Source organism: Holophagales bacterium (assembly GCA_016719485.1).
GTDB lineage: Bacteria > Acidobacteriota > Thermoanaerobaculia > UBA5066 > UBA5066 > UBA5066.
On record JADJZB010000030.1, the window covers coordinates 11,826 to 24,272 of the forward strand.

Here is a 12,447-nt window from a genome sequence, read left to right on the forward strand (position 1 = left end):
TTCAGTCCGGGCCCGAGTCGTGGCCCCGTAGGCCGTACTTCGCCATCTTCGCCTTGAGGGTGTTCCGCGCCAGCCCCAGCCTCCGGGCGGCCTCGCGGATCTTCCCGCCCGATTCGCCGAGGGCGCGCTCGATGAGGTCGCGCTCGAGGCCCGACATCCGCGCGTCGAAGTACTCGGGGTCGACGGCGTGCTCGGGGTCGACCGGGCCGGCCAGGCGGGCCGCGGGGAGGCGCCCGGCCGAGAGGAGGGGCGACTCGAGAATCCAGGGGAAGTCGTCGACGCCGAGCTTCTCGCCCGGGGTGAGGACGAGGGCCCGGTGGAGCGTGGCCTCCAGCTCGCGGATGTTGCCGGGCCAGGGGTAGCGGGCGAAGAGGTCGAGGACCTCGGAATCGAGCCGGCGCGGGTCGGCGCCGAGGTCGCGGGAGAGCTTGACGACGAAGTGCTCGACGAGGGCGGGGAGGTCCTCGAGTCGGCTCCGGAGCGGCGGGAGCTCGATGGGGACGACGTTGAGGCGGTAGAAGAGGTCCTCGCGGAACTCGTTCCGCTTGATGGCGGCCTCGAGGTCGAGGTTCGTGGCCGAGATGATCTTGGTGTCGGCCTTCAGCGTCTGCGTCCCGCCGACGCGCTCGAACTCCTTGTCCTCGACGACCCGCAGGAGCTTGCCCTGGATGCCGAGCGAGGTCTTGCCGATCTCGTCGAGGAAGATGGTCCCCCCCTGCGCGAGCTCGAAGCGGCCCGGCTTCTTGCGGTCGGCCCCGGTGAAGGAGCCCTTCTCGTGCCCGAAGAGCTCGGACTCGGCGAGCGTCTCGGGGAGCGCCGCGCAGTTGAACTGGATGAACGGCCCCTGCGCCCGCGGCGAGAGGGCGTGGAGGATCCGCGCGACGAGGTTCTTGCCGGTCCCGGACTCGCCGCGGATCAGGACCGTCACCGGCCCCGCGGCCGCGCGCGGGAGAGTCGCCTTCACCCTCTTCGCCGCCTCGGACCGGCCGACGAGGGCGTCGAGGTTCCAGCCGCGCCCGAGGTTCGCCTTCAGGCTCTCGTTCTCGACGGAGAGCCGGAGGCGCGCCTCGAGGAGCTCCTCCACGAGGCGGGCGTTCTCGATGGCGACGGCCGCGAGGTCGGCGAAGGCCTCGAGGAACGCGCCGTCGCTTTCCGAGAAGAGGCGCGGGGCGTTGCGGTGGTCGACGTAGATCGCCCCCGAGGCCCTCTCCTTGACGAGGAGCGGGACACAGAGGAAGGAGACGATGGCGTGGACGTGGATCGACTCGCGCCCCTGGAAGCGCGGGTCGACCCGCGCGTCGGCCGAGCTGACGGAACGGCCGTCGGCGACGACCCGCTCGACGACGGAGCGCGAGATCGCCTCGGCTTCGTCCTCGCGCCCGGTCTTCAGGTTCCGCGCGACGCGCACGGAGAGGCGCCCGGTGACCGGGTCGGCGAGGAGGATCATCCCGCGCTCGGCGTTGAGCCGCTTGAGCGCGAGGTCGACGATGTCCGCCAGCACGGCCGAGAGGTCGCGCGTGGAGTTGACGATGCGCGAGACCTCGTAGAGGCCGATGACGCCGAGGCCGAGCGGGGTGGCGCCGGCCGCCTCCGCCGCGGCCTTCGTCGCGATCCGCTCGAGGACGCCCCGCGTCCTCTCCAGCTCCCGGAGCGCGCCGATCCGTTCGAAGAGGCGCGCCGCCGTCCCGAGCCGGGCGGCCGCGCGCGCCTTCTCGAGCGTCCGCACGCCCCACTCGTAGTAGCAGCGGCCGAGGTCGTAGACGGCGCCGATGTCGGACAGGCCGCGCACGGCGTCCTCGAAGAGACGGTCGGCCTCGCCCGTCTGCCGCGCGTGGTGCGAGAGCCGGGCCTGGAGGCTCTGGATGCGGGCGAGGGTGTGGCGGTCGCCGAGCCCGCGCGCGAGGTGCCCCGCCTCGGCCGTCTCCCGCTCGCAGCGCTCGATCTCGCCCATCCGGAAGGCCAGCTCGGCGGAGTCGGCCAGGGCGCGGCCGAGGCCGTCGGTGGCGCCCCCTTCGGAAAGGGTCTGGACGACCTGGTCGAGGTGCCGCCGCGCCTCGTCGAGACGCTCGCGGTCGCGTTCCAGGAGCGCGAGCGAGAGGAGGACCGACGCGACGAGCGGCGCCTCGCCGGTACCGCGGGCCGCGTCGAGCGTGTCGAAGAGGGAGCGCTCCGCCCGGTCGAGGTCGCCCCGCTTCCGGAGCAGGTTCCCGAGCGCCGCGCGGGCGTCGATGGCGGCGTGCCCATGGGCGTCGCCGAGCAGGTCGAGAGCGAGGCGGTAGCTCGCCTCCGCTTCGTCCCAGCGCCCGAGGACCTCGTCGCAGGCCCCGAGGCCGACGGCCGTCTGGGCCTGCCCGAGGGGCGAGCCGAGCCGGCGGTGGATCTCGAACGCCCGTTCCAGCCCGCTGCGCGCCGCGCCGTAGTCGCCCCGGCCGCACTGGAGGGTCGCGAGGTTCGCGAGCGAGGCCGTGATGCCCCAGAGGTCGCGCGAGCGCTCGGCCTCGTCGAGGCACTCCCGCTCCATCGCCTCGCTCTCCTGCCAGCGCCCGGTCCGGGCGAGGACGGCCGCGAGGGCCGAGAGCGCGCGGCGGACGAGGTCGCCCCGTTCGCTGCGGCGGGCCGCCTCGACGGCCGCCGTGAGCCGGTCGTGCGCCGTGGTGTGGTCGCCCCGCTGGAAGGCGACCGTCCCGAGCGTGCCGAGCAGGAGCGACCGGAGGTCGTCGGGCAGGTCGGGGCCCGCGAGCGCGAGGGCCGCCTCGGCCTTCGCCTCGGCGCCGTCGGGATCGCCCCGCTCGAGGCGCGCACGGGCGGAGGCGTCGAGCAGGCGCGCCCGCTCCTCGGTCGTCCCGACGGTGCCGAGCTCCCCCTCCGCGCGGTCGAAGAGGGCGCGCGCGGCTTCCACGTCTCCGCGGCGCAGCCGGATCATCCCGATCTTGAACGTCAGGAGGGCCGCGTGACGGCGGACGCCGGGGTCGTCGGCGTCGGGACGGACGCCGAGCTCCTTGAGGAGGAAGTGGTAGGCCGAGAGCGCGCGCCGCCAGTTGCCGGCGCGGAAGTGGACGTCGCCGAGCCTCTCGCGGACGGCCGCCTTCTCGGCCGCGCGCCCCGCGAGGTCGAGGAACTCGAGGACGCCGCTGTAGGACTGCGCCGCCTGGTCGTAGGCGAAGAGCCTCTCGGCCCGCGCCGCCGAGGCGAGGCCCAGGCGGACGGCCCTCTCCGCGTCGCTCCCCCGGAGCGCGTGGAGCGCCGCGGAGGGGAGGAGGTCGGGACGCGCGGCGAGGCGTTCCTCGAAGTACCCGGCGGCCGCGTCGTGCAGGAGGCGGCGCTTCTCGTCGGGGAGAGAGGCCGCCAGGTGCTCGCGGGTCCGGGCCAGGGCGAACTCCCAGACGGGCTCGCCCGACAGCTCCCTCTTCCCGAGGAGCCCGGCGAAGGCGAGCGCGCCCAGGGCGTCGGCGAGGGCGTCGGCCTCGCGCACCGCGCCTCCCGAACGCTCGCCGAGGGCGACGGCCGAGAGACGCAGGGCCAGCTCGAACGTGAGGTCGGCCGGGACGACGGCGAGCGCCGCGAGGAGCTCGCGCCGGGCCGGCGGGAGCGCCGCGAGGCGGGAGTCGGCCCACTCGGCCGCCGCGCCGGGGCGCGAGAAGCGCCGGCGCAGCTCCGCGTCGACGACGAGCTGCCCGTCGCGCAGCGAGACGACCCGCTTCTCGACGAGCTGCTCGAGGAGCGCGACGAGCGGCCCGGGCCACCCCTGGCTCTCGTGCTGGACGAGCCTGGCCAGCTCCTCGGGAAGGTCCTTCCTCCCGAGCGCCCCCGCCGCGGCGTTGACGGTCTCTCCGTCGGAGAGCGGGGCGAGGGTCCAGGGGGGAAGGGCGAGGTCCTCGAGCGGCGCGAGCGCCTCGTTCGGGTCGGTCCCCGGCTCGGGAGGCGCTGCCGGCTCGGCTGCGGCAGCGACGATCAGGGGCCGCGACTCGGCCGCCTTGAAGAGGAACGAGAGGAGCGCCGCGGTGGCGCGGTCGGCGAGGTGGAGGTCGTCGACGAGGACGACGAGCGGGCGCTCTCCCGCCTCGGCGCGGCGCGTGGCCTCGAGCGCGGCGAGGACCTCGTCGAAGAGCGCGAGCCGGCTCGACTCCTCGGTGATCCGCGAGATGGGGGGCGCGTCGGCCCCGGTGGCGGCGAGGCGCGCGACCCGCGCGAGGGCCGCGCGCGCGGGGGCGCCGGCCGAGCCGCCGCGGCGCGTGAGGGCCGAGAGGACGTCGAGGACGGGCCGGTAGGGAGTGCGGTCCTCGGCGACGGCCCGCCCCTCGACGACGAGGGCCCCTTCCGACTGCGCGAGGGCGCGCCACTCGGCGAGGAGGCGCGACTTGCCCGCGCCCTCGGGGCCGAGGACGACGATCGCCTTGCCGGACCCTTCCGCGGCGTGGCGGAGCGCCTGCGTGAAGCGCCCCAGGAGCTCGACGCGCCCGCAGAAGGGAGGCGTGAGGAGCTCGGGCCGCGCGTCCCACGTCGATCCGCGCACGAGGCCGAAGTCGCGCCCGAGATCGTCGAGGAGCGTCCTGGCGGAGGGGGTCCGCGCCGCCGGGTCGCGCTCCATGAGCTGCGCCAGGATCCGGTCGAGGCGGCTCGGAATGCCGGGCGTGACCCGCGAGGCGACCGGGACGTCCTCCTCGAGGTGGAAGCGCAGGACGCCGCCGAGGTCGCGCCCGGCGGTGGGAAGGACGCCCGTGAGCGCCTCGTAGAACGTGACGCCGAGGGCGTAGAGGTCGGCCCGCCGGTCGGGCTTGCCGCCGCGCAGGACCTCCGGGGCGAGGTAGGCGGGCGTGCCGCGGATGCCCGCGACCTCCTCGCCGCGCGCGAAGGCGAGGCCGAAGTCGAGGAGAAAGGCGCGCTCGCCGAGGACCCTCACGTTCGTCGGCTTCACGTCGCCGTGGACGAGGCCGCGCGAGTGGACGTAGTCGAGGGCGTGGGCGACGTCGGCGAGAGCCGAGAGGTTCTCGAGGAGGGCGTGCGAGCGGGCGAAGGTGGCCAGGTCGGGCCCGTCGACCTCGTCGGTGGAGAACCAGGCGAGCCCTTCGGCGGTGAAGCCGAAGTCGCGCGCCTTGACGATGGAGGGGTGGTCGAGCGAGGCGAGGAGCCGGAACTCCTTGCGCAGCGCCAGGGTGTCCTCGCTGGCCGCGCCGCCGCCGATCTTCAGGACGACGCGCCGGCCCGTCTCCCGGTCGAACGCGGCGACGACGCGGGGCGACGTCCCTTCCGACAGGGCCGCACGCGCCTCGAAGCGCGGCGGAAGCGCGGCGCCCGGGCGGTTCATGCGGGCGTGGGGGGCGCTCCGAGGATTGGGACCGCCACGCCGAGCGCGAGGAGACGGGCCACGATGGACTGGCGCAGGTCGGGCAGACCTTCGCCGGTGACGGCCGAGATCGCGATCTGCCCCGGGGGCGTCACGGCCCCCGGGCGGTCGGTCTTGTTGTAGGCGAGGAGGATCCGGTCGGCCGGAACGCCCAGGTCGGTGAGGACCTCCTCGGCGACGCGGCGCTGGTCCTCGGCGTGCGGCGAGGAGGCGTCGACGACGTGGACGAGGAGGTCGGCCTCCTCGACCTCCTTCAGCGTCGAGCGGAAGGAGGCGACGAGCGTGTGGGGGAGCTTGCGCAGGAAGCCGACCGTGTCGGAGACGACGATCGCCCGGCCGCCGACGCCGTGGAGGCGCGCGTGGCGCGCGTCGAGCGTCGCGAAGAGGCGGTCCTCGGCGAACTCCTTCGAGGAGGTGAGGCGGTTGAAGAGGGTCGTCTTGCCGGCGTTCGTGTAGCCGACGAGGGAGACGGTCGCGACGTTGCGCAGGTGGCGGCGGCGGACGTTGCGGCTCGTCTCGATCTTCTCGAGGTCTTCCTTCAGGGTCGCGATCCGCCGGCGGATCTTCCGCTTGTCGAGCTCCAGCTTCTTCTCGCCGCCGCCCGCGCGGAAGGCGCCGCCGCCCCTCTGCTGGGCCATGCCGGTCGTCGCGCCGGTGAGACGCGGCAGGAGGTACTGCAGGCGGGCGAGCTCGACCTGCGTCATCGCCTCGCGGCTGCGGGCCCGGGAGGCGAAGATGGAGAGGATGACGTTCGGCCGGTCGAGGACCTGCGCCGGCAGCTCCTTCTCGAGGTTGCGGTTCTGCGAGGGGGACAGATCGTCGTCGAAGACGACCCAGCCCGCTTCCATCGCCTCGGCCGCTTCCGCGATCTCCTTCAGCTTCCCCTTGCCGACGTAGGTCGCCGGGTCGGGCGACGAACGCTCCTGGAGGGCGCGGGCGACGACGACGCCACCCGCCGTGTCGACGAGACGCTCGAGCTCGTCGAGGTGGTCCTCGGCCTCGGCGCGGCCGAGCCCCTTGCCGTAGACCCCGACGATGATGGCCTTGTTCGTCTTCGGTCGGGCAGCGGGAGCTGCAGACCGACCGTCCGGTTCCTTCTCAGTCACGATCTCGCATGCTACCAACAAAGCCGGCAGGCGGGTCCGAAAGAGACCCTCGCGCGGTTATGCTCCCGGGTGGATGAGACGGCGTCCCCGGCTCCCGGACGTTCCGACGCTGGCCTCGCACCTCCATAACCTCGAGGTCGCCTGGCGTGGGCAGCGCCTCGATTCGGATCCCCTTCTCTTTCCACACCGTTATGGGCGGCCGGAAGACCGCGAGGTGGCGGCGTTCCTGGCGTCGTCGCTCGCCTTCGGACGCGTCGCTTCGATCAATGCTTCTCTCGAGAGGCTCTTCCGCGCCCTCGGGCCGGAGCCGGCGGTGGCCCTTCGCGGGCAAGGCAAGACCTGGACAGAGCTCGACGGCTTCGTCCACAGGTGGGTCGATGCCGGATCCCTCCTGCCGTTCCTGCGGGCCATCGGCGAGACGCTCCGGACCGAAGGCTCGCTCGCGGCCCTCTTCGCCTCCGGGGACGACGGAGGCGCCGACTACGTTCCGGCCCTCGCCCGCTTCTTCTCTGTGCTCCGGGAAAGAACGGGTGTTCCGGCGGGCGCGCTGCCGAGGGGGCTGCGCTTCCTCCTCCCTTCCCCCGCGGAGGGCGGGGCGTGCAAACGGGCACACCTCTTCCTGCGCTGGACGGTGCGCAGGGGCGACGTGGACCTCGGTCTCTGGCGCGGGCCGGGCTTCTCCACCGCGCGCCTCCTCCTCCCGATGGACACCCACGTCCACAGGATCTCCCGCTACCTCGGCCTGACGGCCCGCCCGACGGCCGACCTGCGGGCCTCGCGGGAGGCGACCGGGTGGCTCGCGAAGGTCGACCCTGAGGACCCCGTGCGGTTCGACTGGTCGCTCTCCCGCCTCGGCATCCTCGCCGAGTGCGTGCGCGACCCGCGCCGTTCCCGGTGCGGCGACTGCGCCGTCCGCCCCGTCTGCCGCGCGGCCAGCCCTTCGGGACGGCCGCCTGTACGATCCCACGCGACAGGAGCTATCCCCGCATGAACCTCTCGAAGAGCCGGATCTTCCTCATCGCCCTCGGGGCGATCGTCACTCTCGCCCTCGGCATCACCTACCGCGGAGCCCTCCGGAAGGGCTCGACGAAGGTCATCGAGCCGCCGCCCGCCGCAGCCGCAGCCGAAGCAGCCGCCAGACCCGGCCCGAGCCCCGTCACCCTGAAGGACGGCACGACGCGCGACCTGTCCGCCCCGTCCGGGAAGCTCCTCGTCGTCCACTTCTGGGCGACCTGGTGCGCCCCGTGCGAGGAAGAGCTGCCCGGCCTCCTCGCCTGGTGGAGAGGGGTGAAGTCCAACCCGCGGATCGAGCTCGTGGCCGTCTCGGTCGACGAGGAGTGGACGGTGGTCGACGGCTTCCTGGCGAAACGGAACGCGGGCGACCTCCCTATCGCCCTCGACCCGAAGAAGAGCGCCGCCTCGGCCTTCGGAACGGAGAAGTTTCCGGAGACCTGGTTCCTCTCCCCGGACGGGGAGGTCCTCCTGCACCAGGTGGGCGCGCAGGACTGGACCTCGCCAGCCGCCCGATCGGCTCTCGACGCGCTGGCGGCAAAGGCCCTGGCCAGCCCCGCGGCCGGCTGACCGGCGGCGGCCGGAACCTTTTCGCCCCGGCTCCGTTACTCAGGGCGGGGAGACCGACATGAGGGAGATCAGGTCCACTGCAAACGCCCTCTTCTGGTTCGCGCTGTTCGTTCTCGGCTACACGCTCGTCGTCCCCCCGCCTGAGGGAACCGGCCACGGCAGCCGGCCGCGGTTCCTGAGGATGGTGATCGAGGAGACCGGGACGCCGGGGCACGGGGAAAGGGTGAGCATCACCGTTCCCTGGTTCCTCTTCCGCGGCGGTCTCCACGCCGTCTCGGCCCGGAAGCTGCAGCGCGAAGCGAACCTCCACTTCGACGACACCGTCGCCTCGGAGATCGTCCGGGAGATCTGGACGGAGCTGGCCGGAAAGCCCGACGGGACCGACGTCGTGAAGCTCCACGAAGGCAGCGAGATGACGTTTCGCCGGGAGAAGGGCGAGATTCACCTGACGGTGAAGGAAGGGGTCGGCGAAGAGGACGGGCCGCCCCGCCAGATCGTCACCATCCGCTTCCCCGCCCGCTACATGGAAGCTGCCGTCTCGGGTGACGAGGACCTCGACATCCGCGCCCTCTTCGAGGAGATGCGGGACGCCGCCCGCGGCGACGTCATCGAGGTGACGAGCGACGACGCCCACGTGAGGGTCGTCATCGACTGACAGTGTCGCGGGGGAACCCGGACCGCCGGTTTCCCCCGCAGCCCCCTCCGCGCGGCAGGGAAGGCTTCGCGACGAAGTTAACGGGGAGGCTCGTGGCGAGCCTCCCCGATCCACTTCAGTCCATGTCGAACGGGTCCCTGTCCATGGCCGCGACGAGGCGGTCGAGGCGGAGGCGGCTCGGACCGAAGGCGATGCGGATCTCGCCGTTCTCGCAGCGGACTTCCCGCACCTCGAGCGAGAGCTCGGGCGGGAGGACCGTGGAGAGGTTGAGGACGACGACGCGGTCGTCGGGGTAGAAGAACGCGAAGCCCGGCGGCTGGTGGGCGACGATCCGCTTGATGACCCAGGGCGGGATCGGGATGAAGCCGAAGACCTTCAGCTCCTCCAGCGCGAAACCGAGCCAGCCGTCGCGGAAGCGGATCGACGTGACCTTGCTCTTCAGCGGAAAGCGGAACCCCTTCTTCACCTTGATCGTCAGGCCCAGGACGCCGCCGTCGGCCTCGACCTGGATGCCGGAGATCTCCGGGACCCGCTGCGTCGCCCGGTGGAGAAAGGTGTTGATCGTCTGCTCGTCGATGACGATGACGAGCCCCTCCCATCGGACGGAGAGGGACGGGACGTCGACCGTCGGCGGCTGGGTGCTCGGAACGCTCATGCCGGGACGATCGTACCCGATCGCAGGCACGCGACCGGTCAGAGAACGTAGGCCAGGGCGAACCCGACCTGCGCGGCCATCATCATCAGGTACATGTGGGTCCAGGAGGGGTGGTTCTCGGTGGTCGACAGCTCGTCGGGGTTCCGGCGGAGGAGACTCACCGTGTAGAGGCCCCAGGCCGAGAGGAGGACGCCGAGCGCCGCGAGGAGCCAGGGGTTCCCGGTCAGGAGACGGTGCTCGGGCGCGAGCGGGTCGGGCAGGAATCCGAGCGGGATCAGGAGGAGCCACGGCAGGACGAAGAAGGGCGACATGATCGCCACGGCCTTGCGGTTCCCGTGGAGGATCGGGAGCGTCTGGCAGCCCCCGGCCCGGTCCCCCGGAACGTCGGAGAAGTCTTTCGTGGAGGCGGCCCCGACGAGGAAGAGGAAGAAGAGAAACCCGATGACCCACGGCTCGAGGGCGAGGGCCGGGGCGACCATCGTCCAGCCGGCGACCTTCAGGAGCGCGCCGCGGGGAATGGCGATCGTGAGGTTGGCCCAGATGCCGAGGCGCTTCGTCCGCCCCCACGACGGCAGCGAGTAGACGAGCGTGAAGACGAGGCCGCCGAGGAAGAGGAAGAACGTCTGGTGCGTCGGGAGGGGCGCGAGGAGGCGCGCGGCGATCCCTTCGCGGGGCGGTACGACGACGAACCAGACGGGAACCATCGCCAGGACGTAGAGGACCCAGGTGAGGACCCAGGTCTCCCGGATCCCGGCCTCGCCCGTGACGAGCGGCCGGTCGGGCTTGTTGACCCGGTCGACCTCGAGGTCGGTGATCTGGTTCAGGGCGTTCGAGGCGGCATTCAGGAACGACGCGCAGAGCGAGCCGAGGGCGATGGCACCCACGACGGCCCAGGTGAGCCGGTGCCCAGGGTCGGGGTTGTGGATGCTCCCGAAGGCGCAGACGGCCCCCGAGACGATGCCGAGGAGCGGCGGCAGGAGCGTGAAGGGGCGGGTGAGGCGGATGGCGGTGCGGGGCGTCATGAGGACGTCCGTCGAGGCTACACCGAAGTCCTCTGATATCCTCGCCGGTCGGCCCCCCGGCCCGGAAACGGCCTGGCGGGGCGCCTTCGTGTCGGACCGGCCCGACGGGGCGGATCCTGAAACGCGATCGCAAAGAGGGACCATGGCCTGCAAATACGGCTCCCACCGCGTCCTCGAGCCGAAGGGCGTTCTTCCCCAGCCCGCGCTCCGCCTCGACAACGACTTCTCGAAGATCGGGGAGAACGAGATCCTCGTCGACGTGAGCGCGCTGAACATCGACTCGGCGAGCTTCACGCAGATCGAAGAGGAGGCCGGAGGCGACCTGGCGAAGATCGCGTCGAAGATCCTCTCGATCGTCGCCGAGCGCGGAAAGATGCAGAACCCCGTCACCGGCTCGGGCGGGATGTTCATCGGTACGGTCGCGAAGGTCGGCGCGGCGCTCGCGGGGCGGGACCTGAAGCCGGGCGACCGGATCGCGAGCCTCGTCTCCCTCAGCCTGACGCCGCTGAAGATCGCGCGGATCGTGAAGATCCACCCCGAGATCGACCGCGTCGAAGTGGAGGCGCAGGCCGTCCTCTTCGAGAGCGGCATCTACGCGAAGCTCCCCGCCGACATGGACGAGGGGCTCGCGCTCGCCGCCCTCGACGTCGCCGGCGCGCCCGCACAGGCCGCCAAGCTCGTGAAGCCGGGGCAGAGCGTTCTCATCCTCGGCGCGGGGGGCAAGAGCGGGATGCTCGTCGCCTGGGAGGCGATGAAGCGCGTCGGCCCCACGGGCCGCGTCGTCGGGAACGTCTACCTGAAAGAGGACGCCGAGACGCTCGCGAGCCTCGACCTCTGCCACGAGGTCGTCGTGGCCGACGCGACGAAGCCGGTCGCGCTGATGGAGGCCGTCCTCGCCGCGAACGGCGGTGCCGAGTACGACGTCGTCTTCAACTGCGTGAACGTGCAGAACACCGAGATGAGCAGCATCCTGCCCTGCCGGCAGGAAGGGACCGTCTACTTCTTCAGCATGGCGACGCACTTCGGCAAGGCCGCGCTCGGCGCCGAGGGCGTCGGCAAGGACGTCACCATGATCGTCGGCAACGGCTACACGAAGGGGCACGCCGAGATCACGCTGGCCGAGCTGCGCGAGAACGCGAAGCTCCGCCGGCTCTTCGAAACCCGCTACGTCTGAGGGTCCGCGCCCGCCGGGCGCCTTTCCCGCGGCCGCCGCGTGCGGCGCGGCCGGACGTCGAACGTCCCCACGGAGGCTCACATGAGCGAGAAGGTCATCATCACCTGCGCCGTCACCGGCGCCGAGACGACCCGGGAGTCGCAGCCCGCCCTCCCGGTCACCCCCGAGGAGATCGCGCAGAGCGCCTTCGAGGCCTGGGAGGCCGGCGCCGCGGTCCTCCACCTCCACGTGCGGCACGACGACGGCTCGCCGACGCAGGACGTCGCCGTCTTCCGGAAGGCGATCGAGCTCGTCCGGTCGCGGTGCGACATCGTCGTGGAGTGCACGACGGGCGGCGCCGTCGGGATGACGCCCGAGGAGCGCCTCCAGCCCGTGACGCTCAAGCCCGAGATGGCGAGCCTCGACTGCGGGACCGTCAACTTCGGCGACGAGTACATCGTCAACACGCTCCCCGTCATGCGGCAGTTCGCGAAGGCGATGCGCGAGCACGGCGTCCGCCCGACGCTCGAGTGCTTCGACCTCGGGCACGTCTACGCGAGCCACATCCTGATCAAGGAAGGGCTCCTCGACGAGCCGTACCACTACGGCCTCGTCCTGAACGTCCCCGGCTCGGCGAAGTACGAGGTCGACGTCCTCGACTTCTTCGTGAGAAAGCTCCCGAAGGGGGCGCACTGGACCGTCATGGGGATCGGCGGCAAGGCGAACCTCGACGCGATCTATGGAGCCCTCGCCCTCGGCGGGAACATCCGCGTCGGCTTCGAGGACAACATCTACTACACGAAGGGGCGCCTCGCGAAGAGCAACGCCGAGCTCGTGGAGCGCGCCGCCCGCATCGCGAAGGACTGCGGCCGGGAGCTCGCGCGGCCCGACGACGTCCGCGCGATGCTGAAGCTCCGGAAGGCCTGAGGCT

At 72.3% G+C, this 12,447-nt stretch carries 9 protein-coding genes; 5 read left to right on the forward strand and 4 right to left on the reverse strand.

Features of this window, described 5'->3' with window-relative positions; genetic code table 11:
- Position 1: 1 nt before the first annotated feature.
- Together IPN03_21730 and hflX are read right to left on the reverse strand one after the other, a co-directional pair.
- Positions 2–5,305, reverse strand: a complete 5,304-nt coding sequence (locus tag IPN03_21730) for a sigma 54-interacting transcriptional regulator (GenBank protein ID MBK9376267.1) — start codon at positions 5,303–5,305, stop codon at positions 2–4.
- Positions 5,302–6,450: a GTPase HflX gene (gene hflX / locus IPN03_21735; GenBank protein ID MBK9376268.1), complete on the reverse strand. Its 1,149-nt coding sequence runs from the start codon at positions 6,448–6,450 to the stop codon at positions 5,302–5,304. The genes IPN03_21730 and hflX overlap by 4 nt, the downstream gene beginning before the upstream one ends.
- Before the next feature lie 73 nt (positions 6,451–6,523).
- On the opposite strand from hflX, the gene IPN03_21740 reads away from it, so the two are divergent.
- From IPN03_21740 to IPN03_21750, 3 genes are read left to right on the forward strand one after another with little or no spacing between them, the layout of a single operon-like run.
- Positions 6,524–7,441: a TIGR02757 family protein gene (locus IPN03_21740; GenBank protein MBK9376269.1), complete on the forward strand. Its 918-nt coding sequence runs from the start codon at positions 6,524–6,526 to the stop codon at positions 7,439–7,441.
- Complete coding sequence (locus IPN03_21745; protein ID MBK9376270.1) at positions 7,438–8,031, forward strand: TlpA family protein disulfide reductase; 594 nt, start codon at positions 7,438–7,440, stop codon at positions 8,029–8,031. Before IPN03_21740 ends, IPN03_21745 begins: the two co-directional genes overlap by 4 nt.
- 58 nt (positions 8,032–8,089) lie before the next feature.
- Positions 8,090–8,686 carry a hypothetical protein gene (locus IPN03_21750; protein ID MBK9376271.1) on the forward strand — a complete coding sequence of 199 codons (597 nt, stop codon included), beginning with the start codon at positions 8,090–8,092 and terminating at the stop codon, positions 8,684–8,686.
- Between the two features lie 115 nt (positions 8,687–8,801).
- Here the strand turns inward: IPN03_21750 and IPN03_21755 are convergent, their stop codons facing one another.
- Positions 8,802–9,341 (reverse strand): hypothetical protein, encoded by a 540-nt coding sequence (locus IPN03_21755; GenBank protein MBK9376272.1) that lies wholly within the window; start codon positions 9,339–9,341, stop codon positions 8,802–8,804.
- 38 nt (positions 9,342–9,379) lie between these two features.
- Positions 9,380–10,363, reverse strand: coding sequence for a UbiA family prenyltransferase (locus IPN03_21760; protein ID MBK9376273.1), 984 nt, complete (start codon positions 10,361–10,363; stop codon positions 9,380–9,382).
- A gap of 142 nt (positions 10,364–10,505) precedes the next feature.
- Here IPN03_21760 and IPN03_21765 point away from each other — a divergent pair, with 142 nt between their 5' ends.
- Together IPN03_21765 and IPN03_21770 are read left to right on the forward strand one after the other, a co-directional pair.
- The gene (locus tag IPN03_21765) at positions 10,506–11,537 is read left to right on the forward strand and encodes an L-erythro-3,5-diaminohexanoate dehydrogenase (protein MBK9376274.1); all 1,032 of its coding nucleotides are present in this window, start codon (positions 10,506–10,508) and stop codon (positions 11,535–11,537) included.
- Positions 11,538–11,618: 81 nt separating this feature from the next.
- Entirely contained in the window at positions 11,619–12,443 is an 825-nt protein-coding gene (locus IPN03_21770) for a 3-keto-5-aminohexanoate cleavage protein (protein MBK9376275.1), read from the forward strand.
- The last annotated feature ends 4 nt before the right edge of the window (positions 12,444–12,447 follow it).